We start from the raw sequence: 22,189 nt of genomic DNA on the forward strand, positions 1-22,189 counted from the left end.
CTATGTGGCGCTCGACGGCGACATCGGCTGCATGGTGAACGGCGCGGGCCTCGCCATGGCGACGATGGACATCATCAAGCTCTACGGAAAAGAGCCGGCGAACTTCCTCGACGTCGGTGGCGGCGCCAACAAGGAGAAGGTGACGGCGGCCTTCAAGATCATCACCGCGGACCCGAACGTGAAGGGTATCCTGGTCAACATCTTCGGCGGCATCATGAAGTGCGACGTCATCGCCGAGGGCGTCGTCGCCGCGGTGAAGGAGGTCGGCCTCAAGGTGCCGCTGGTGGTGCGCCTCGAAGGCACCAATGTCGATCTCGGCAAGAAGATCCTCAACGAGAGCGGCCTCGCCATCACCGCGGCCGACGACCTCGACGACGCGGCCAAGAAGATCGTCGCCGCGATCGGGTGATGGGCCGGGCGCCGGGCTCGCGGCCCTCGCCCGCACGACCGGGCAGACCCCGGCAGGCAGCCGCGGAGGTCTTCGCTCCGGGGGCCCGGCATCCCGCGCCGGGCGCGGCGCCGCACCGTCACATGACGGGAATTTCATCTGAAACCACAAGACTTTCGCGATTTCGCAGCGACCGCGACCGTCAGGCGTTGTCATTTCCGCTCGCTCGGACGCATATATCGTCCAAGCGCGCGGCCCGGCTCGCGCAAGCCGGGTCCATCGGACAGGGCCGGACCCGGCGGGCCGGGGCCATCGGACAGGAATTCGCCCGGCAGGCCGGGGCGATCAGGCAAGACCTGGCCCGGCGGGCCGGGCCGATCAGACAGGAAGTAAGTGGCACGATGGCAAAATCGCGAGCCGTTTGGCCGGTCGCCGACGAGATGACGCCCGATCTGGTGTTGGAGAAATTCGCTCCGGAGCGGACGTTCAAGGTGCGCGTCTATGCGGCGCTGAAGCATGCCATCGCCAACATGGACATCTATGCCAATCCCGAGGAGACCTGGCTCGACGAACGCCAGCTGGCGGAGCGCCTGGGGGTGAGCCGGACGCCGATCCGCGAGGCGATCGCGATGCTCGAGCAGCAGGATTTCGTCAAATCCGTGCCGCGCCGGGGGATCGTGGTCCTCAAGAAGACCAAGCGCGAGGTGATCGAGATGATCGAGGCCTGGGCGGCGCTGGAAAGCATGGCCGTCCGGCTGATCGCGCTGAAGGCCAGCGACGCGGAGATCGCGACGCTCCGCCCGCTGTTCGACGAGTTCAACGAGGCCCACCGCCCCTCAGATCACCTCAGCGAATATTCCAAGGCCAACATCCGCTTCCACCAGTCGATCATCGCCCTGTCGGGCAGCAAGGTGCTGCAGGAGATGACCGAGGACATCCTCCTCCATGTGCGCGGCATCCGCCAGATGACGATCGGGCTGGACGACCGGGCGATGCGCTCGATCGAGGACCACAAGGCGATCATCGACGCCCTGGAGCGCCGCGACGTCGATCTCGCCGAGAAGCTGTCCCGCGACCACACGCTCGGCCTTGCGGCCTATGTCGACGAGCACGGGGAAGAGATCTTCCCCTGACGCATCGAAGCCGGGTCCGGCTGCCGGGTTTCGGCGGGCGCTAGGGCGCCGTCTTCTCCTCGTAGCTGCCGCCGAGGGTGTCCTTCACATAGAGCTCGCGCACGAAGACCATGATCACCGCGATCAGCGGCACCGCCAGCGCGATGCCGAGCGTGCCGAGCAGGACGCCGAACACCGCCTGCGAGCCGAGCGTCAGCGCCGGCGGCAGCGCCGAGGTGTAGCGCTGGGCGATCGGCTGGGAGACGTTGCTCTCCACCGCCTGGACGAGGACGTAGACGCCGAGCCCCCAGAGCGCCATCGACACCGATTCCGACAGGCCGACGAGAACGATCGGGATGCCGGCGATGAAGGGCCCGAGCGTCGGGATGAAGGCGAGCAGCCCGGCCTGCAGCGCCAGCAGGAAGGCGTTCGGCATGCTGACGATCACCAGGCCGATCCAGGTGACGACGAAAACGATCACCATCGAGATGCCGGTGCCGCAGACCCAGAGGATCAACTCCTCCGCCGCGGCACTGAGCGTCTCGTCGAGGCGTTTGCGCTTCGACGGCGGAAACAGGCTGACGATCCCGCGCCGATAGAGCTCCGGCTGGGCGACGAGGAAGATCGCGATGAAGACGATGATGAAGACGTTGCCGAGGGCGCCGAGTACCGAGAACATCGCCTGCGAGGCCGAGGAGAAGATCCCCGACGGGTTCGGCAGCAGGGTATCGAGGCCGACCTCCTCGCCCGAGTCGCTTCCCCCGCCATTGCCGCCATCGGGACCGATGCCCATCTCGGCCACCGCCTTGGCGAGCCCCTGGAGCTGCTCGCGCAGCTGGTGCCACAGTTCGTTGAACTGGCCGACGAGTGTCACCCCGCCATAGAAGAGCCCGCCCCCGAGCGCCAGGAACAGGACGGCGATGACGATGCCGAAGGCCCAGCCGCGCCGCAATCCCGCGCATTGCAGCGGCCGGGCGAGCGCGGCGAAGATCGCCGCGAGGAGCAGGCCGCCGAAGATCAGCAGCAGCGCCCCGGCCGCCGCCCAGGCGAGGGCGAGCGTCGCCGTCATCGCCAGAACCACGGACGTGATGATTGTGGCCCGTTTGGTGAGCTCGACCTCGACTCTGTCTTTCACCATGCCCCCGGCTCGCTCGCGTTGTGAGCGGCCATATGGCGCGGGCATCCTGCCGCGACAGGTCGAAAGAGCATGGTCACGACGTGAAGCCGTCGTCCGGCCGATCCCATTCGCGGCCCCGGTTCGACCCCAGGCGCTTGCCGCTGCCGTCCCTGCCCCCGCCCCCGCCCCGCCGGTGTGGCGTGCACCCGACCGGCCGCCCGCAAGCCCCTCTACCGCCCGCCGCCGGCGGCCCGCTGCGTCTGGCGCCAGGCTGCGGGGGTTTGCGCGGCGACCTGCCGGAACGCCTTGGTGAAATGCGCCTGGTCGGTGAAGCCGAGCTGCGAGGCGACGCCGGCGATGGTCAGATCGGCGCGCAGGAGCAGTTGCTTGGCGAGGGCGATCCGGTGCGCCAGCTGCCACTGCAGCGGCGTCTGCCCGGTGGTCGCCTTGAACAGCGAGGTGAACCAGCTTTCGGAGAGCCCCACCGTCGCCGCCATCTCGGCGACGGTGAGGCGGCGGCCGCCTTCGGCCTCGATCCGGGCGACCAGCCGGTCCATCTGTGCCGCGGCGAGGCCGCGGCTTTCGGTTTCGCCGCTTTCGATTGCGCCGCTCTCCGCCGGGATGTCGAGGAGGGCCGCGGCGATGCTGCCGACGAGGCTTTCGCTATAGACGCCGTGTCGTCGCGCCGGATGGGACAGTTCCTCGACGAGCAGCCTCGCCAGCGTCTCGATCGCACCGACATCGGAGCTCTCCGCCGGCCGGCAAAGGGCGGCCCTTGCGGCCGAGCCGCCCAGCGAGGGCGCCAGGAACCGCAGCAGCCGGTCGCGATGCACGTGCAGGTCCAGATGCGAGAAGCGATGCATGGCGGTGAAACCCGTCCACAGCGGCATGCCGGCCGGAACGTAGATCGCCCGGCTCATCGGCCGATAGTGCGACGGCGGCCGGCCTTCGTGGTTGCACATGCGGATATGCGCGGAGACGTCGTTGAAGAAGACGACGATCCGCGGATCGGGGGAGAGGTAGTAGCCCGTCGCCCCCGGGCGCCCCTCGGCGACCCAGTAGACGCCCGCAATGCCCTCGAGGCTTCGCCACTTCACCGGCTCGGTGACCCTTATGCCGTCGGTGCGGCAGTGCATGGCGTGCAGGAAGCTCACCGCGGCGAGCCGCCCGTGCTGCCGGGCCGATGCGGTGCCGGAGGGATCGCGGGCGCTGGCAAGTCTTCCATGGTCCTCTGAATGCGCGGGCTGCCCGCTGCGATAGTGGCGGGGAAGTCACAGGGCGCCGGCACAGACGCCGGATCGCCGGGGATTTCTACAAAGACGGCTGAAACTACAATACCGGACAATTACGATCAAGTTATCGACCGACGGCTGCGATCGCGCAGCGTCCACCGTCCGCAGCCAGCTCGAGAGCGCCGTGGCTGACCGGTCCTTCCGGCTGCTGCCGGGAGTTTGATGCGGGGACGGATCGAACGAACCGGCGCGGCGGCCGTCGAGGCTCCGTCGCATGATGGCCGGGGAATGACACGTGAGGGGCTGGGATCTGATCATGGAACATGAAGAGCGGCGGGCCAATGCTGGCGAGAGGCCATTTCGCGGTCGCAGGGCCGGACATGCCATCGGCCAGGGAAGCGCGCACCGCCTGCGCGGCCCCGCCGCCCTCCTGCTCTGCGGCACCGCCCTCGGCCTGATCCAGCCCGCCAGTTCCTTCGCCCAGGATGCGGAACAGACTTCGGCCCAGGATCCGGCCGAAACTCCGGCCACGATCACCCTCGACACCGTCGTCATCGACGGCGGGACGGGAAGCGCCGTCGGCCCCGATGCGAGCATCGTCGCGAGGGATACCGCCGTCGGCTCGAAGACCGACACGCCGGTTCTCGACGTCCCGGCTTCCGTCTCGATCGTCACCGAGGAAGAGATCGAGCAGCGCGACGCCAACGATCTCGACGAGGTCCTCGCCTATACCGCGGGCGTCTCCACCGACATCTATGGCGGCGACGACCGCTACGACTTCTACCTCATCCGCGGCTTCTACCAGTCCAACTACGGGACCTACCGGGACGGCCTCGCCAACCGAACCTGGAACTTCACCGGCAGCCGGATCGAGCCCTATGGCGCCCAGCGCTTCGAGGTCCTGAAGGGTTCGACCTCGACGCTGTTCGGCCTCAACGGCCCGGGCGGCCTCGTCAACGCGATCACCAAGCGGCCGCAGGACAAGGCTTTCGGCGAGGTCTACACCACCTTCGGCGACGGCCACATCGAGACCGGGACGGATTTCGGCGCACCGCTGACGGCCACCGGCGACTGGTCCTACCGCGTCACCGCCAAATGGCAGGACGGCAACAACGGCGCCGACTTCACCAAGGACGACCGCCTCTATCTCGCCCCCGCCGTCACCTGGAGCCCGGACGCCGCCACCAGCCTCACCATCCTCGGCGACTACAACAAGCGCGACGGCAACACCTCCCACGGCATCCCCTACGGCTCCGGCATCGATCCGGACACGTTCCTGGGCGAGAGCGACTACGACAACATGGACACCGAGGAGTGGAACATCGGCTGGCAGTTCAGCCATGATTTCGGCAACGGCCTCGAGGTCCGCTCCAACGCCCGCTACACCGATCTCGACCTCACCTACGAGTCGGTCTATCCGTCTTCCGGCCTCATCGCCGGCACCGACACGATCAACCGCGCGTCCCTCGGCGTCTACGGCCGCAGCAAGAGCTTCCTGATCGACAACCAGCTCCAGTACGATGCCTCGGCCGGCATGTTCGACAGCCGCACCCTCGTCGGCGTCGACTATTCCCACTACGACATCGACGAGACCCGCGACGACGGCACGGCGAGCCCGATCGACGTCACCAACCCCGACTATTGCGGCCGCGGCTGCGTCGTCCCCTACCGCCAGCTCGTCGACGCCAACGAGATCGAGATCGTCGGCCTCTACGCCCAGGAAGAGCTGACCATCGACGAGCGCTGGATCCTCACCTTCGGCGGCCGCTACGACCACGTCGAGCAGACCAACGACTATGATTACGACTATGGCGGCGGCTTCCTCTCGCAGGGGACCGATCAGGTCACCGACGAGGCCTTCACCTCGCGTCTCGGCCTGACCTACAAGGCCACCGACGAGGTCTCGCTCTATGCGAACTACTCGGAGTCCTTCCAGCCGATCGGCACCAGCCGCGCCTTCCTCGCCGAATCGGCGAAGCCCCAGGAAGGCACCCAGTACGAGGTCGGCGCGAAATATCGGCCGGATGCCGTCGACGCCCTGTTCACCCTGGCGCTGTTCGACCTGACCCAGTCCAACGTCACCCAGTGGGACCCGAACTACACGGCGCAGTACCAGCTCGGCGAGGTCAATGTCCGCGGCGTCGAGCTGGAGGGCAAAATGGCCCTCGACGATCGTCTCAAGCTCACCCTCGCCTATTCCTATTGGGACGCCGAGATCAAGGAAGACGTCCTCGGCAATGCCGGCCATCGCCCGCAGCTGGTCCCCGAGCACCTCGCCTCGATCTGGGCCGACTACACGATCCCCGGCGAGGGCAGGGTCGGCGACCTGACGCTCGGCGCCGGCATCCGCTACATCGGCTCGACCTTCGCCGACGACGCCAACACGATCGACCTCGACGCCCGCACCACGGTCGACGCGGCGCTGACCTACAAGATCACCGAGAACGCCGCCCTGCAGGTCAACGCCACCAACATCTTCGACAAGCGGACCGTGTCCCACGTCGATACGTTCAGCGACACCGCCTATTACAACGACGGCCGCACGGTGCGCGGGACGTTGCGCTATACGTGGTGAAAGGCAGAAGGGCCGACCCGGTGCGGCCGCGAGGCTGGAGCGGGATGAGATCAGATTCGGTCGACATCCCGCTCGATCCTCTTGTTGCCGCATGATCGTTTCCGAGAACCGGTTCCCCCTTTTCGGGATCACGCTCTATTGCGCCGGCTCGGCTCCATAGTCGCGCGCGCCAAAAATCGCCGAGCCGAGGCGCACCGAGGTGGCGCCCATCTCGACCGCCGTCTCGAAGTCGCCCGACATGCCCATGGACAGCTTCTCGACTCCTGCTTCGCCGGCTAACTTCCTGAGCAGCGCGAAGTGCGGGCCGGGATTTTCCTCCGCCGGCGGGATGCACATCAGGCCCTCGATGGAAAGCCCGTGCGCGGCCCGGCAGCGCTCGACGAAGGCGACGGCTTCCGTCGGCAGGATGCCGGCCTTCTGCGGCTCCTCGCCGGTATTGACCTGGACATAGAGCCGGGGCGCCCTGCCCTGCTTCGCCATTTCCTTGGCGATCTCGCGGGCGATCTTCTCCCGGTCGACCGTCTCGATCGCGTCGAACAGCGCCACCGCATCCGCCGTCTTGTTCGACTGCAGCGGCCCGATCAGCCGCAGCTCGATGTCGGGGAAGCGCTGCTTCAGGCTCGGCCACTTGCCTTGCGATTCCTGCACCTTGTTCTCGCCGAACACCCGCTGTCCCGCCTCGATGACCGGCAGGATCGCCTCTTCGCCATGGGTCTTGGAGACGGCGACGAGGGTGACGGCGTCGGCGGGGCGGCCGACGCTTGCGGCGGCCTTGGCGATCCGTTCCTGAACGTCGTGGTAGCCGGTGAGGGGGTCTGTCATGGTCATGCTGATGCCGCGCTTTCTTGATGCGGAAAGATTTCCGTTCTATCTTGTCGGAGTGGACGCCGGAGCAATTGCTCCGACGCCCGTCGCTCAGGTGATGATCCAGCGAACCCGGAGAACGACCTGCCAGCCGCTCCGGGTTCGTTTCACCTCAAGCGTGACACTGAGCGGTTTGATCCACATCGTTGTCACTCCGAATGAAGACAAAGCCGTTGCCACGGCCGCGGGGGCTCATCCTCCGCGGCAGCGCCGGCTGGCCTCGGCGCTTCTGCTTCTGCCTTCACTGACGTCATTTATGCGAGCTGACAGGCGGCTTGGGAAGGCCGGCGTTGCGCTTTGGCGCGCGCCCGGATAACCCGGAGCAGAGCTTTCAGACGGAGCGTTCCCTGCTCCCGCGCCGACTTTTCCGACGAGATGCCCGACATGACCACCGAACGCTACAATCCCCGCACCGCCGAGCCGAAGTGGCAGAACGCCTGGGCCGAGGCGCAGCTCTTTGCGACGAAGACCGACGCGCCCGGCGAGAAATACTACGTCCTCGAGATGTTCCCCTATCCGTCGGGGCGCATCCACATGGGCCATGTGCGCAACTATGCGCTGGGCGACGTGGTGGCGCGCTACAAGCGGGCGAAGGGCTTCAACGTCCTGCATCCCATGGGCTGGGACGCCTTCGGCATGCCGGCCGAGAACGCCGCGATGCAGAACAAGGTCCATCCGGCGAAATGGACCTACCAGAACATCGACACCATGCGCAAACAGCTGAAATCCATGGGCCTGTCGCTCGACTGGTCGCGTGAGTTCGCCACCTGCGACGTCGAATACTACCATCGCCAGCAGATGCTTTTCCTCGACATGCTGGAAAAGGGCCTCGCCTATCGCAAGAAGTCGAAGGTCAACTGGGACCCGGTCGACATGACGGTGCTCGCCAACGAGCAGGTGATCGACGGCAAGGGCTGGCGTTCGGGCGCCGACGTCGAGCAGCGCGAGCTGACCCAGTGGTTCTTCAAGATCACAGACTTCGCCGAGGATCTGGCGGCAGCGCTGGACAGCCTGCCGGGCTGGCCGGAGAAGGTCCGGCTGATGCAGAAGAACTGGATCGGCAAGTCGGAAGGCCTGATGCTGCGCTGGGCGCTGGCGAAGGACAAGGCACCGGAGGGCATCGACGACGTCACGGTCTTCACCACCCGTCCCGACACGCTCTATGGCGCCTCCTTCATCGCGGTCGCGCCCGACCATCCGCTGGCGAAGAAGGCCGCGGAGGGCAACCCGGCGCTTGCCGCCTTCATCGAGGAAACCCGCAAGACCGGCACGACGGCCGCCGCCATCGAAACCGCCGAGAAGAAGGGCGTCGCGACTGGCATCGAGGCGGTGCATCCCCTCGACGAGACCTGGCGCGTGCCGGTCTACGTCGCCAATTTCGTCCTCATGGAATACGGCACCGGCGCGGTCTTCGGCTGCCCGGCCCACGATCAGCGCGACCTCGACTTCGCCCGCAAATACGGCCTGCCCGTCCGGCCCGTCGTCCTGCCGCCCCATGAGGATCCGGTGGCGTTCTCCGTGGCGGACAAGGCCTATGTCGATGACGGCACGATCTATAATTCCGACTTCCTCGACGGCAAGACGCCGGACGAGGCCTTCGACGCCGTCGCGGAGAAGCTCGAGGCAGCCGACCTCTTCGGCACCCCACAGGCCAGCCGCAAGGTGAACTATCGCCTGCGCGACTGGGGCATCTCGCGCCAGCGCTACTGGGGCTGCCCGATCCCGGTGCTGCATTGCTCCGCCTGCGGCGTCGTGCCGGAGGCGCGGGAGAACCTGCCCGTCGTCCTGCCCGACGACATCGACTTCGACAAGCCCGGCAATCCCCTCGACCGGCACCCGACCTGGCGGAAGGCCACCTGCCCGCAATGCGGCGGCGATGCTTCACGTGAAACAGACACGATGGACACCTTCGTGGACTCCTCGTGGTATTTCGCCCGCTTCACCGCCCCCCGCGCCGACGAGCCGACGGACCCGCAGGCGGCCAATGCCTGGCTGCCGGTGGACCAGTATATCGGCGGCATCGAGCATGCGATCCTGCATCTCCTCTATTCCCGCTTCTTCGTGCGGGCGATGCGGGACTGCGGCCATCTCGATCTCGACGAGCCGTTCAAGGGCCTGTTCACCCAAGGGATGGTCGTCCACGAGACCTATCGCGACGGCCGCGAATGGGTGGCACCGGTGGATGTGCGGATCGAGGAGGAAGGCGGCCGGCGCAGCGCGACCCGGCTCTCGACGGGCGCCCCGATCGAGATCGGCGGCATCGAGAAGATGTCGAAGTCGAAGAAGAACGTCGTCGACCCGGACGACATCATCGCCTCCTACGGCGCCGACACCGCCCGCTGGTTCGTCCTGTCGGATTCGCCGCCGGACCGGGACGTGATCTGGTCGGAGGCCGGCGTCGAGGGCGCCCATCGCTTCGTCCAGCGGCTGTGGCGGCTGTTCACCGAGACGGCGCCGAAGCTCGCCCCCGCGGGCGCCAATGCCACGCCCGGCAGCGACGACCTCTCTCTCGACATCCGCAAGGCCGCCCACCGCGCGGTGGCCGGCGTCTCCGACGACATCGAGCGCCTCGCCTTCAACAAGGCGATCGCCCGCGTCCACGAACTGGTCAACCAGCTGTCGGCGTCCTTCGGCAAGCTGGAGGCCGGCAATGGCGGCGCGGCGGCTGCCGCCCGCGAGGCGCTGTCGATGCTGTCGCGCATCGTCGCGCCGATGATGCCGCATCTCGCCGAAGCGCTCTGGGAGCTGATCGGCGAGGCCGGTCTCGTGGCCTCCGCCCCCTGGCCGGAGGTCGACGCGAGCCTTCTCGCGGACGATACGGTCACACTCCCCATCCAGATCAACGGCAAGAAGCGCGGCGACTTGACCGTATCCGTCGAGGCCGGCAAAGCTGAGATCGAGAAGGCCGTGCTGGCGCTCGATTTCGTGAGCGCAGCACTGGCCGGCCAGGCGCCCAAACGCCTGGTGGTGGTGCCGGGGAGAATCGTCAATGTCGTCGTCTGATCGCGCCCTGCGCCGCCGAAGCCGTTTCGGGGACGCGCAGCGGCGCCTCTCCCCTGCCCTTCGCGCCGGCCTCGCCGGGCTCGCCGCCCTGCTGATGGCCGGCTGCACCGCCGGCCCGCTCTACGGCACAAACGGCGTCGGCGGCACCGACATCGGTGGCGCCGCGGCACGGCTGCCCTATGCCGGCCGCATCGCCATCACCGAGGCCGATACCCGCACCGACCAGCTGGTCCGCAACGAGCTCCTGTTCCGCCTCAATCGCGGCCAGCCGGTCACCGATCCGCTCTACGAGCTCCGGCTGTCCGTCGAGGGCAAGGCCCGCGGCGTCATCATCCAGAGCGAGGGCGTCTCCCGCTCGGTCATCTACATCGAGAAGGCGACCTACCAGCTCGTCCGCCTGTCGGACAAGGTGGTGATCACCGCCGGCGAGCGCTCGGCGACGGTCCCCTACGACCAGACGATCCAGCTCTACCAGAGCCAGCGCGCGCTCAAAAACGCCCGTCAGGAGGCCAGCAAGCAGCTCGCCGGCCAGGTCGAGCTGGCGGTCGCCAGCGCCCTGTCGCGAACCGGCGGCTGACGACTGACGGCCGGCGCCGTGGCCATCACGGCTCCGACCGATGAAGGACACGCGCCGCCACAACGGTGATCGAACAAGATCGAAGGTCGCAGCCCCCTCCACCCTCATGGTGAGCCTGTCGAACCACGAGGGTCACGCACGACGCGACGCTTCGCGCCAAGCGCCCCTCGCCCTTCGACAGGCTCAGGATGAGGGGCTGTTGGGACGGCGAGCCCTGGGATAAGAGACTGATGCGACGCTGAGCCTTGCGGATAGCACCGAAGTGCCCTCGCCCCCCGGCAAGTCAGAATGCCGGGGTAATCGGACAAGACCCAAGGACGCAGCCCCCTCCACCCTCATGGTGAGCCTGTCGAACCACGAGGGTCACGCACCACGGTTCGCGCCAAGCGCCCCTCGCCCTTCGACAGGCTCAGGATGAGGGGCTGTTACGACGGTGAGCCTTGCGGATAGCACCGAAGTGTCATCGACCCCCGGCAAGTCAGCAGGCCGGTAATCCGATAAGACCGAAGCGCGGCCCCCTCCACCCTCATGGTGAGCCTGTCGAACCACGAGGGTCACCCACCACGGTTCGCGCCAAGCGCCCCTCGCCCTTCGACAGGCTCAGGATGAGGGGCTCTTGCGACGGTGAGCCTTGCGGATAGCACCGTAGTGCCCTCGACCCACGGCCAGTCAACAGGCCGGTAACCCGATAAGACCGAAGGGCGCAGCCCCCTCCACCCTCATGGTGAGCCTGTCGAACCACGAGGGCCACCCCTTTGCCTTTCGACAAGTGCACCATGAGGGGCTATTCAGGCGCAGCCCCTATCGATCACCCGGAAGACCAGTCCCGATGGCCCAGAAGAAAGCCGGCGAAGTCGAAGCCTTTCTCAACCGGCCGGACTTCGCCTACTCCCTCGTCCTCTTCTACGGCCCCGACACCGGCCTCGTCGCCGAGCGCTCGGCCAAGCTCGCCAAGGCCTTCGGCGTCGATCCGGGCGATCCCTTCTCCGCCGTCGTCCTGTCGGGCGACGAGATCGAGAAGGACATCGGCCGGCTCTATGACGAGGCGAAGACGCTGTCCCTCCTCGGCGGCAGGCGCCTGGTGCGGGTGCGCGGCGCCGGGGCGGGCAAGGCCCTCGCCGATGCAGCCGGCGAGCTCGGCGGCGAGCGCCTGACCGACACGCTGATCATCGTCGAGGCCGGCGACCTGAAGAAGAACGCCGCGCTCCGGGCCAATGCCGAGCGCGGCCGCCATGCCATGGCCCTGCCCTGCTACCAGGACGAGGGACGCGCCCTCGACCAGATGATCGACGAGGAGCTGACCGCCGCCGGCCTCGGCATGGACCGCGACGCCCGCGACGCGCTGAAGGCACGGCTCGGCGCCGACCGCATCGCTTCGCGCGGCGAGGTGCAGAAGCTCTGCCTCTACGCCCTCGGCACGCCGACGGTGACGGAAGCCGACGTCGCCGCGATCGTCGGCGACGTCTCGGCCGACGCCCTCGACGAGGCGATCGACGCGGCGGTCTCCGGCGAGGTGAAGCGGCTGCCGCATCTGATCGACCGGCTGACGACGGCGGGCGCCCCGACCTTCCAGCTGCACCAGGCGCTGTTGCGCTATTTCCAGCAGCTTCTGGCGCTGCGGGAAGGCGTCGAGAGGCGCGGCGAGCCGGTGGCGCGGGCGGTGGAACGTCGCCGGCCGCACTTCCGACGCCGGCCGGCCATGGAGGCGGCCCTGTCTGCCTGGACCCTCGCCGCCCTCGACGCGCGGCTGCAGGCGATCGAGGCGGACATCCTGATGAGCCGCAAGGATTCCGGCCTCGCCCTCACCATCACCCACCGCACGCTGATGGACACCGCCGTCGAGGCGGCCCGGCTGCGGGCCCGCGGGGGAGCCTGATACTCCGGTTGAGGTCTTCGACAGGCGCCAAGGGATGTGCCACCCAGCCGCCACGCGGGCTTGATATCGGCGGCCAAGGGATCGATCATCTCCTCGGGATCTCGGACTTCGAGTCCGCTCCCTTGCGGTGCCGGCTCCAAACAGGGCCCGGCCTGATCGATGGGACAGCGTGTGACGCGGGCCGCCGGTGATCGACCCGTTTCGGCTGCCTCGGGGCAAGCCGCTCTTGCTTGCCCGCACCGGTCCTCCGCCGCGTCCAACGGAGCGTGCGAACCCGAGATCCATCGGAACAGGCGCAGCACAGCCGGTCGCGCGTTGTGAGTGTCCGGCGATTGACGCAAAGCGGAAAGCATTTCATACGTCGGCTTATCAACCTTAATTTCCGTGTGAAATCCTCATCCTGCGACCGACCTCGGAGACAAGCCCCGCCCTCTCCTGCCAGGCGCATTCAGCGCCTTACATCCATCCAGGAAGACCCGCGCGGCGAGCCCATCGCTCGTGGGAACGCATCGAAAGGACGAGATCCATGGACATCAAGCGCAGCGGCGAGACGCCGTCGACCGAGGCACCGGCGGAGTATTTCACCGGGCGGGTGCGGATCGATCCGCTCGCCTCGCCACCCGAGCCGGCTCGCGTCGCAGTGGCGAAGGTCACCTTCGAGCCCGGCGCCCGGACCGCCTGGCACACCCACCCGCTCGGCCAGACGCTGATCGTCACCGACGGATGCGGCTGGGTCCGCCGGGAGGGCGAGGCCCGACAGACCATCCGCCCCGGCGACGTCGTCTGGTTCGCCCCCGGCGAGCGGCACTGGCACGGCGCGACCGCCACCACCGGCATGACCCACATCGCCATCCAGGAACGCCATGACGGCAGCGCCGCCGACTGGCTGGAGCAGGTCTCGGACGAGGATTACGGGTCCGCGTAGCCGCGGCACGGCATCATTCGGCGAAGCTCAGCGAGCATCTCCTGACGGCATCCGCCCCGCCCGGCGGGCCTGGTCGCGGCCCTCCGCGTCTTCATTGGCGGGCCCGTCCCCACAAGATTCAGACGTCTCGAAAAGCTCTTCCAAGACAGCGCCTGACGATGAAACTGGAGATGCCGGGGCGCAGGAACAGAAGGCGCCAGCCCCTTCTCCTTCTGCGCCCCGGCATCATCGTTTTCTATCGTAAGACACTGGTTTGGAAGAACTTTTTGTGGGTCGCGAACCCCGCAAGGACCGGCCTCGACAATGCCGCCGCGGTGTTGATTGGGCCCGGATTAATACCACCTGGTGGGGGCGCCATATGCGGGACATCACAGTTTGTGGCGTGCCCGCTTCGTCATCCGCCTGCCTGAGCACGACGATCCATGTCGCAGCGGTCGGGTGTGCCTCGGCACGAGGAAACTGCGCACCAAGCGACAAGGCAAAGCCGGCAGAGCCTCCCCGCCCGCGCGCAGCCCTTACAGCGAGCGCAGGCGCGGCCCCGTAGCGGCGGCCGCATAGCCGCCGCGGCCTTCCAGCCGCTCGGCGAAGGCGTCGAGATCGTCCTCCCGGTCGAGGCTGATGGTAACGGTCGGGCGGCCGCCGGACACGGTGATCGTGACGTCGAAGCCGGCCGCCTCGCGCAGACGCCGCTCGTGGAAGAGAATGACGTCGCTCTTCACCGCTTGCGATGCCTCAGGGACCTTGCGTCCTCGTCCGCGGGCAGGCGCCCTCGCCGCGACCGGCGCCTCGTCGACAGCGTCCGGATCGCGGGCCAGGGCCTCGGCCTCGCGCACCGAGAGATTCTCCGCGACGATGCGGCGGGCGAGCCCCACCGGATCCTCCGCGGTGACGACCGTGCGGGCTGCGCCGGCGGAGATCGTGCCGGCCTCGACCATGGCACGCACTTCCGCCGGCAGCTTCAGGAGACGCAGGGTATTGGCCACATGGCTGCGGCTCTTGGCCAGGATCTCGGCGAGGTCGGCCTGGGTATAGCCGTGCTCGTCGATCAGCGCCTGATAGCCCAGCGCCTCCTCGATGGCGTTGAGATCGGCGCGCTGGACGTTCTCGATGATGGCGATCTCGAGCGACTGGCGATCGTTGATCTCGCGCAGCACCACCGGGACGTCGGCAAGGCCGGCGAGCGCTGCCGCGCGCAATCGCCGCTCGCCCGCGACCAGCTCGAAGCGGGCGGGATCGCCGGCGAGCGGGCGCACCAGCAGCGGCTGGACGACGCCGTGCTGGCGGATCGAGGCCGCAAGTTCGGCAAGCTCCGCCTCGGGAAACGACCGCCGCGGATTGTGCGGATTCGGCGTGATGCTGGCGACCGGCACGGTGCGCTCCGGCGCGATCGTCGGCGCGGCCGGCTGGGGATCGAAACCGGGCACGGGCCGGGACGGGGAGGGAACGCCGGAGCCGATCAGCGAGGCGAGGCCCCGACCCAGTCTCTGGCGCGATCTGTCTTCGTTCATTGGCCTCGTCCCGTTCTCTCTCGCCCCGTCGTCGTCATCGTCGCCGTCGTCGCGGCCATCATCGCGGCTTGCGTCGCAGCCGCCAAACGCGCGCCGGTCATGCCGCCACCAGCCGTCCCTCGCGGCGGATCACCTCCGAGGCGAGCTGGATATAGGCCTGGCTGCCCGAGCACTTCATGTCGTAGAGGATCGCCGGCTTGCCGAAGGAGGGGGCTTCCGACACCCGCACATTGCGCGGGATCACCGTCTCGTAGACATGCTCGCCCATATAGGAGCGCACGTCCCGCACCACCTGGGCGGCGAGGTTGTTGCGGCTGTCATACATGGTCAGGACGATGCCGTGGAGGCCGAGCATCGGGTTGAGGCTGTCGCGCACCTGCTCGACGGTCTCGAGCAGCTGAGACAGGCCCTCCAGCGCGAAGAACTCGCATTGCAGCGGCACGAGGATCGCGTCCGCCGCCGCCATGGCGTTGATCGTCAGAAGGTTCAGCGACGGCGGGCAGTCGACCAGCACGAAGTCGAAATCCGCCTGGTCCTGCTGGTGGAAATGCAGGGAATCCCGCAGCCGGTACGCCCGGCCATGGACGCCGGAAATCTCCATCTCGAAGCCGAGGAGATCCATGGTCGAGGGGATGATCGACAGATTGGGCACCGCCGTCGGCATCGCCGCCTCGCGGATCGAGGCGGTTTCCTTGAGGACGTCGTAGGAGGAGATCTCCCGCGCCTCCTTGTCGATGCCGAGACCGGTGGAGGCATTGCCCTGCGGGTCGAGATCGATCAGCAGCGCCCGCTTGTCGATGGCGGCGAGCGCCGTGGCGAGGTTGATCGCCGTCGTGGTCTTGCCGACGCCGCCCTTCTGGTTGGCGATGGTGATGATCCGCATGGGCTTCCTGGCTGCCACATCCATCGGCTGAATTCCATTTGTTACAAGGTCTTGCCCGCGGCCTGACAGGGGACCGCGAGGGCAGGGCCGGCTCGGCGGCGGCTGATCGACGCGTCAGCTGCGACGCGGTTCGATGCCGGCAACCTCGAGAACGACCGAATCAGCTTCGACCTTCGAGTCATGAATTACCATGGTGAATTGCCAATTTGCAGCCGCCGCGGCGATTTCCTGTTCATGACTGCGGCCCTTGGGGAAAAAGCACCGGGTTTCACGTGAAACATGTGGCGCGACCATTGCCAGCAGGTCGTCCAGCGGCGCCAGCGCCCGGGCCGTGATCACGTCGGCGCGGGCCAGCACGTCCCCCGCCGCCTCGATCCGCACCGGATGGGCGCGGCCTTTCAGCCCCAGCTCCCGCAGGACCGTCGCCAGGAACGCCGCCTTCTTGTGGCTGGATTCCACCATGTCCATGGCCCCGGAGGGGCGGCAGGCCGCCACGACCAGCGCCGGGAACCCCGCCCCGGAACCGAGGTCGACGGCCTGGCCGAAGTCCGGCAGCAGCGCGTCGAGGCCCATCGCGTCTGCCACGTGCCGCCGCCAGACGTCCCCCAGCGTCGATGGCGCGACGAGGTTGATGCGTGCCTGCCACTCGGTCAGGAGGCGGACATAGCCGTCGAGCCGCGCCATGGTTTCACGTGAAACAGGGAAGGCCTCGACGAACCAGGCGCGCCCCGCCGCCTGCTGCGCTGCAATATCGGCGGCCGATGGCGGCGCGGCCTTGGCCGGCTTCTTCGGCCCGTTCGGGCGCTTGGGGCGCAGCACCGTCGACTCGTGCTCGCCCCAGTTCCCGTCCTCGCCCTTCGAGCGGACATGCTGGCGGTCGGACGGATGGATGCGCTTGGGCTTGTCACGCCGCATCGGCGAACCCCATCCGGCGCATGGCGAGGAGGACGAGGGCGAGGGCCGCCGGCGTCATCCCGTCGATCCGCTCGGCCTCGGCAACGCTCTTCGGACGCCGCGCGGCGAGCTTCTGGCGCAGCTCGTTGGAGAGCCCGACGATCCCGCCATAGTCGATATCGTCGGGGATCTCGCGGGCCTCGTCCCGGCGCAGCCGCTCCTGGTCCTTGCGCTGGCGATCGAGATAGACGTCGTAGGCCGCCTCGATGGTCACCCTTGCCAGGGTCTTCTCGTCGATATGGGCCAGGTCCGGCCAGAGCGCGGCGAGCTGTCCGGGCCGCACGGCATCCTGGGCGAGGAGCTGCCAGGCGCTCCGCCGGCGGCCGTCCTGATTGACGGCGATGCCGTGGCGCATCGCCTCGGCCGGCGTGACGGTCGCCGCCTCCAGCGCCGCGCGGGCGGCAAGGAAGGCCGTCTCGCCAGCCTCGAACCGCGTCTCCCGCTCGGGCGAGACGATCCCCAGCCGGATGGCCAGCGGCGTCAGCCGGCGATCGGCATTGTCGGCCCGGAGCGACAGGCGGAACTCGGCCCGCGAAGTGAACATGCGGTAGGGCTCGGTGACGCCGGTGCGGGTCAGGTCGTCGATCATCACGCCGATATAGGCCTCGGTCCGGCCGATGACGACCGGCTCGGCGCCCCCGGCAAGGCGCGCGGCGTTGAGACCCGCCACGAGCCCCTGGGCCCCCGCCTCCTCGTATCCGGTCGTGCCGTTGATCTGGCCGGCGAGGAAGAGGCCCGGCGCCCGCTTCACGGCCAGCGAGCGGTCGAGCTCGCGCGGGTCGACGTGGTCGTATTCGATGGCATAGCCGGGCTTCAGGACGCGGACCTTCGAAAGCCCCGGGATCGAGCGCAGGAACGCCTCCTGGACGTCCTCCGGCAGCGAGGTGGAGAGGCCGTTCGGATAGACCGTGTCGTCGTCGAGGCCTTCGGGCTCGAGGAAGATCTGGTGGCCGTCGCGATCGCCGAACTTGACGATCTTGTCCTCGATGGACGGGCAGTAGCGCGGGCCGACACCCTCGATCTGTCCGGAATAGAGCGCCGAGCGGGAGAGGTTGTCGCGGATGATCGCGTGGGTCTCCGGCGTCGTGCGGGTGATGCCGCAGTCGATCTGCGGCGTCTCGATCCGGTCGGTGAGGAAGGAGAAGGGGACCGGCTCGTCGTCCGGCCGCTGGCGGTCGAGCGAGGCCCAGTCGATGGTGGTGCCGTCGAGGCGGGCGGGGGTGCCGGTCTTCAGGCGGCCGAGGCTGAGGCCGAGACGGGCGAGCGTGCCCGACAGGCCGAGGGAGGGATCCTCGCCCATGCGCCCGGCCGGGATCTTGCGGTCGCCGAGATGGATGAGGCCGCCCAGAAAGGTGCCGGTGGTCAAGACGACGGCCCGGCAGGCGATCCGGCGCCCGTCGGCAAAGACGACGGCGCTGACGGCACCGGCGTCGTTGAGCGCCAGATCGAAGACGTCGCCCTCGACGACGGCGAGGCCTTCCGTCGAGGCGATCAGCGCCTGCATCGCCGCCCGGTAGAGCTTGCGGTCGGCCTGGGTGCGCGGCCCCCAGACGGCCGGGCCCTTGCGCCGGTTGAGCACGCGGAACTGGATGCCGCCGCGGTCGGCGGCGAGCCCCATCAACCCGCCGAGGGCGTCGATCTCGCGCACCAGATGGCCCTTGCCGATGCCCCCGATCGCGGGATTGCAGCTCATCGTGCCGATGGTGTCGAAGCGGTGGGTGACGAGGACGGTATCGGCGCCGGCCCGCGCCGCGGCACTCGCCGCCTCGCATCCGGCATGGCCGCCGCCGACCACGACAACGTCGCAGATGGAGGGGAAGGGGGTCTGGGCTGGCTCGGTCATGGCAGCGGGATCGATCCGGAATGTTCGGGTTGCATCGGGATCACGGCCGGGGGAACGACGTCGTCGGCAATGGCCGGCGTCGTTCCAAGTGCAGCGCAAGTGGTCCACTCTCCTGCCTGCTATAGGATAAAGCCCGGGCTGGAACAACGTTTGCGGCACACCGGACCGGTGTCGCGCCGATCGGCGGGGAGAAACGATGAAGCGGCTCGTCCTGGTCTCGACGGCCATCGCCGCTCTCGCGGGGGCAGGGCTGGCCACCGTCATCGGCCGGATCGCGCTCGCCCACAATCCGGGAGGCGAGTTCCATGCCTGCATCAAGAAGGTGGTCGGGGCGCCGGTCGAATGCCATTACACCGGCCAATGGTTCAGCCTTCTCGCGATCGTCTTCCTCGTCGGCTTCGTTCCGACGCTGATGATTGCCGCGGTCGTCGGGGCGACATTCGGGCGGTGCTTCGGCTCCGGGCGCCGACGCTCTCCTCAGCCCGGCGACGATGGGATAGGATGAGGGACATTGCCGGCGCACGCCGTCCAAGCCTGTGGCGCCGATCCAAGGGTCCTGACCGATGAGCCTTCTGGAGATCCAGCCCTTCACGCTCGAGGAGTTCTTCGCCTGGCAGGCGGGGCAGGACGAGCGCTATGAACTCGTCAACGGCTTTCCTGCCAAGATGATGACCGGCGCGTCGAACCGGCACGACGTCATCACGTCGAACATCCAAGGCGAGTTGCGGAACCGCCTGAAGGGCAAACCCTGCCGTCCCTTCACCGGTGACGGCGCCGTCGAGACCTTCCCCGGCCAGATCCGGCGGCCGGATGCCGGCATCGACTGCGGCGCCTTCGATCCGGAGGGCTATCTCGCGGCGGAGCCCGTGGTCGTCTTCGAGGTCCTGTCGCCCTCGACCCGGGACTTCGACCGCCTGCGCAAGGTCGAGGAGTACAAGCGGGTTCCGACGATGCGCCATGTCGTCGTGGTGGAGCCGAAGCGCCCGCAGGTGCTGGTCTGGTCGCGGGCGGGCGAAGGGGTCTGGGAACCGGACGAGATCGTCGGCCTCGACGGCACCATCCGGCTCGCCGCGGTGGGGCTCGAACTGCCGCTGGCCGAGCTCTATGACCGGCTGACCTTCGAGGCATAAAATCGCCGGAGGGCGCGTTCAGAAAGGCTCGTCCGTCCCTCCTCCGGCCGCGCCGGCCCGGCGGCCTCAGGCGCTGCCGCCACCCGCGCCGAGCGCCGCCCGCGGATCGAAGGGCGCGCCCTCGACGGCGGCGATGATGGCGTCGGTAAGCGGCAGGCGGGCCGGCAGGGCGCCGCCCACCTGCGCCGCGGCGATCCCCCGCTTCAGGCTGCGCGCGACGTCGACGCCTTCCACCGTTTCCCCTCGCATCGGCCCGGCGACGATCTCGGCGATGGTCAGCCCTTCGCCGAGATGGACGCCGAGGCGCGAGTTGCGCCCGCCACCGACCGTGACGTGCAGGTCGCCGAGGCCGGCCAGCCCGTGGGCCGTCTGCGGCTCGCCGCCCAGCCAGGCGCAGATCGTCGTCATCTCGTCGACCGCCTGCTGGAAGGCCCGCGCGACCGGGTTCTTCACCGGTTCGCCGGACCGCCTGTAGGCGCCCATCATGGCGCTGACGCCGATGGTCAGGAAGTTCTTCAAGGCCGCGCAGGCCTCCACCCCGACGACGTCGTCCGACAGCGCCACGTCGTAGCTGTCCGTCGCGAGCAGCCCCGCGGCGCGGCGGGCCGCGTCACGGTCGCGGGAGGCGTAGACGACGGCGGTCATCCGGCGCTCGGCGAGTTCGCGGGCGATGCAGGGGCCGCCGATGCCGACGAAGGCCGGCATCGTGCCGCCGCGCGCCGCGACGAGGGCGGGGAGGGCGTCCGCATAGGTCTGCGGCGCACCGTCCTCCATGGCAACGAGGCCCTTGGTGACGATGGCGATCGGCGCCCGTGGGGCCAGCCGGACGATCTGGTCCGCCGCCCATCCGATGCCGGGCGAGGAGACGCCGACGATGACGAGATCCGCCGCCGCGACGTCCTCGGGCGTGATGGCGGCGGCATCGCGCACCGCGACGGCCGGATCGAGCGGCGCCTTCAGCCGCGGATGGGCGGCCCGGTCGCGGGTGAGCGCGGCCAGAACGTCGGCGTCGAGCGGTGTCGTGCCGAGGATCACCGCATGGCCGTTGTCCCGGGCGGGAACCGCGAGAGCCGAGCCCATGACGCCGGCACCGAGGATGACGATCCGGCTCATGCCGCAGCTCCCGCCTCCGGCGCGATGCGCGCCTCGGTGCCGGGGTCGAAGACCAGCGCCTTGGCGCGGTCGATCGTGAGGCCGACCGGGGCGTTCTTCTCGAACCGGCGGCGCTCGGGAATGACGATCCGCACTTCGGAATCCTCGAGCGCGACATGGACCACGGTCTCCGAGCCGGTGGTTTCCGACAGAAGCACCGAGGCGGCGACGCTTCCCGCCGCGCCCGGCTCGCCGATCCCGATGTCCACCGGCCGAATGCCGTAGACGACGCTGCGCCCGGGCTTGATCCGGCCCGGCAGGGGCAGGACCGCCTTGCCGAAGCGCACGCCGTCCGCCGTGCTCTCGCCGGCCAGGAGATTGATCGCCGGCGAGCCGATGAAGTCGGCGACGAAGAGGTTGGCCGGCCGGTCATAGACCTCGTCGGGCGTTCCCATCTGCATGATCTCGCCGCCGCGCATGACGACGATCAGGTCGGCCATGGTCATCGCCTCGACCTGATCGTGGGTGACGTAGATCGTCGTGGCGTTCACCCGGTCGTGCAGCTGGCGGATCTCGTAGCGCATCTGGCCGCGCAGCTTGGCGTCGAGATTGGAGAGCGGCTCGTCGAACAGGAACACCTTGGGCTCGCGCACGATGGCGCGCCCCATGGCGACGCGCTGGCGCTGGCCGCCGGAAAGCGCCGCGGGCTTCCGGTCGAGATAGGGCTCCAGCGCCAGGATGCCGGCGGCCCATTTGACCCGCTCGGCGACGTCGGCCTTCTTCATGCCGCGCACCTGGAGGCCGAAGGCGATGTTGTCGGCGACGCTCATCTGCGGATAGAGCGCGTAGGACTGGAACACCATGGCGATGTCGCGGTCGCGCGGGTGGACGTCGTTCATCCGCTCGCCGCCGATCGCCACCTCGCCGCGGGTGATCTTCTCCAGCCCCGCCGTCATGCGCAGAAGGGTCGTCTTGCCGCAGCCGGACGGGCCCAGCAGCACGACGAACTTGCCGTCGGGAATGGTGAAGGAGATGTCCTCCATCACCTTCATCGAGCCGTAGCTCTTGGCGATGTTGCGATAGTCGACCTGTGCCATGGCTACGCGGCTC

At 68.5% G+C, this 22,189-nt stretch carries 17 protein-coding genes and 1 pseudogene; 9 read left to right on the forward strand and 9 right to left on the reverse strand.

Features of this window, described 5'->3' with window-relative positions:
• Both sucC and ATO4_RS17655 read left to right on the forward strand, forming a co-directional pair.
• Positions 1–409 (forward strand): annotated as a pseudogene (sucC, locus tag ATO4_RS17650) (succinate--CoA ligase subunit beta); the annotation flags it as partial.
• 380 nt (positions 410–789) lie between these two features.
• On the forward strand, positions 790–1,521 hold the full coding sequence (locus ATO4_RS17655; protein WP_083592862.1) for a GntR family transcriptional regulator: 732 nt from the start codon (positions 790–792) through the stop codon (positions 1,519–1,521).
• Between the two features lie 40 nt (positions 1,522–1,561).
• On the opposite strand, the gene ATO4_RS17660 is transcribed toward ATO4_RS17655, so the two are convergent.
• Both ATO4_RS17660 and ATO4_RS17665 read right to left on the reverse strand, forming a co-directional pair.
• Positions 1,562–2,638: an AI-2E family transporter gene (locus ATO4_RS17660; RefSeq protein ID WP_176223048.1), complete on the reverse strand. Its 1,077-nt coding sequence runs from the start codon at positions 2,636–2,638 to the stop codon at positions 1,562–1,564.
• 209 nt (positions 2,639–2,847) lie between these two features.
• Positions 2,848–3,771 (reverse strand): AraC family transcriptional regulator, encoded by a 924-nt coding sequence (locus ATO4_RS17665; protein ID WP_210191095.1) that lies wholly within the window; start codon positions 3,769–3,771, stop codon positions 2,848–2,850.
• Positions 3,772–4,165: 394 nt separating this feature from the next.
• On the opposite strand from ATO4_RS17665, the gene ATO4_RS17670 reads away from it, so the two are divergent.
• Positions 4,166–6,424, forward strand: coding sequence for a TonB-dependent siderophore receptor (locus ATO4_RS17670; protein ID WP_083592925.1), 2,259 nt, complete (start codon positions 4,166–4,168; stop codon positions 6,422–6,424).
• A gap of 135 nt (positions 6,425–6,559) precedes the next feature.
• Here ATO4_RS17670 and ATO4_RS17675 read toward each other — a convergent pair whose 3' ends face one another.
• Positions 6,560–7,246: a YggS family pyridoxal phosphate-dependent enzyme gene (locus ATO4_RS17675; RefSeq protein ID WP_083592926.1), complete on the reverse strand. Its 687-nt coding sequence runs from the start codon at positions 7,244–7,246 to the stop codon at positions 6,560–6,562.
• 426 nt (positions 7,247–7,672) lie between these two features.
• Between ATO4_RS17675 and leuS the strand changes: the two genes are divergently transcribed.
• From leuS to ATO4_RS17695, 4 genes are all read left to right on the forward strand, one after another.
• Positions 7,673–10,291 (forward strand): leucine--tRNA ligase, encoded by a 2,619-nt coding sequence (leuS, locus tag ATO4_RS17680; RefSeq protein WP_083592927.1) that lies wholly within the window; start codon positions 7,673–7,675, stop codon positions 10,289–10,291.
• Positions 10,278–10,868 (forward strand): hypothetical protein, encoded by a 591-nt coding sequence (locus tag ATO4_RS17685; RefSeq protein ID WP_083592865.1) that lies wholly within the window; start codon positions 10,278–10,280, stop codon positions 10,866–10,868. The genes leuS and ATO4_RS17685 overlap by 14 nt, the downstream gene beginning before the upstream one ends.
• Positions 10,869–11,697: 829 nt before the next feature.
• Positions 11,698–12,744, forward strand: a complete 1,047-nt coding sequence (holA, locus tag ATO4_RS17690; protein WP_083592866.1) for a DNA polymerase III subunit delta — start codon at positions 11,698–11,700, stop codon at positions 12,742–12,744.
• A gap of 526 nt (positions 12,745–13,270) precedes the next feature.
• Complete coding sequence (locus ATO4_RS17695; protein ID WP_083592867.1) at positions 13,271–13,669, forward strand: cupin domain-containing protein; 399 nt, start codon at positions 13,271–13,273, stop codon at positions 13,667–13,669.
• 515 nt (positions 13,670–14,184) lie between these two features.
• On the opposite strand, the gene ATO4_RS17700 is transcribed toward ATO4_RS17695, so the two are convergent.
• The 4 genes from ATO4_RS17700 to mnmG all read right to left on the reverse strand — a co-directional run bounded on the left by ATO4_RS17700 (position 14,185) and on the right by mnmG (position 18,857).
• Positions 14,185–15,177 (reverse strand): ParB/RepB/Spo0J family partition protein, encoded by a 993-nt coding sequence (locus ATO4_RS17700; RefSeq protein WP_083592868.1) that lies wholly within the window; start codon positions 15,175–15,177, stop codon positions 14,185–14,187.
• A gap of 97 nt (positions 15,178–15,274) precedes the next feature.
• Entirely contained in the window at positions 15,275–16,060 is a 786-nt protein-coding gene (locus ATO4_RS17705) for a ParA family protein (protein WP_139802527.1), read from the reverse strand.
• Between the two features lie 114 nt (positions 16,061–16,174).
• Positions 16,175–16,975 (reverse strand): 16S rRNA (guanine(527)-N(7))-methyltransferase RsmG, encoded by an 801-nt coding sequence (gene rsmG / locus ATO4_RS17710; protein WP_083592870.1) that lies wholly within the window; start codon positions 16,973–16,975, stop codon positions 16,175–16,177.
• A complete protein-coding gene (gene mnmG / locus ATO4_RS17715) occupies positions 16,965–18,857 on the reverse strand; it encodes a tRNA uridine-5-carboxymethylaminomethyl(34) synthesis enzyme MnmG (protein WP_083592871.1) in 1,893 nt (630 codons plus the stop codon). Before mnmG ends, rsmG begins: the two co-directional genes overlap by 11 nt.
• Positions 18,858–19,053: 196 nt before the next feature.
• Here mnmG and ATO4_RS17720 point away from each other — a divergent pair, with 196 nt between their 5' ends.
• Positions 19,054–19,362 carry a hypothetical protein gene (locus tag ATO4_RS17720; RefSeq protein ID WP_083592872.1) on the forward strand — a complete coding sequence of 103 codons (309 nt, stop codon included), beginning with the start codon at positions 19,054–19,056 and terminating at the stop codon, positions 19,360–19,362.
• A 58-nt stretch (positions 19,363–19,420) separates the two neighbouring features.
• Positions 19,421–19,987, forward strand: coding sequence for a Uma2 family endonuclease (locus ATO4_RS17725; protein WP_083592873.1), 567 nt, complete (start codon positions 19,421–19,423; stop codon positions 19,985–19,987).
• Between the two features lie 66 nt (positions 19,988–20,053).
• Here the strand turns inward: ATO4_RS17725 and ATO4_RS17730 are convergent, their stop codons facing one another.
• Together ATO4_RS17730 and ugpC are read right to left on the reverse strand one after the other, a co-directional pair.
• Entirely contained in the window at positions 20,054–21,100 is a 1,047-nt protein-coding gene (locus ATO4_RS17730) for an NAD(P)H-dependent glycerol-3-phosphate dehydrogenase (protein WP_083592874.1), read from the reverse strand.
• Positions 21,097–22,176: a sn-glycerol-3-phosphate ABC transporter ATP-binding protein UgpC gene (gene ugpC / locus ATO4_RS17735; protein ID WP_083592875.1), complete on the reverse strand. Its 1,080-nt coding sequence runs from the start codon at positions 22,174–22,176 to the stop codon at positions 21,097–21,099. Before ugpC ends, ATO4_RS17730 begins: the two co-directional genes overlap by 4 nt.
• Between the last annotated feature and the right edge of the window lie 13 nt (positions 22,177–22,189).

Origin of the sequence: Aurantimonas sp. 22II-16-19i (assembly GCF_002088275.1) — a bacterium.
Taxonomy (GTDB): domain Bacteria; phylum Pseudomonadota; class Alphaproteobacteria; order Rhizobiales; family Rhizobiaceae; genus Jiella.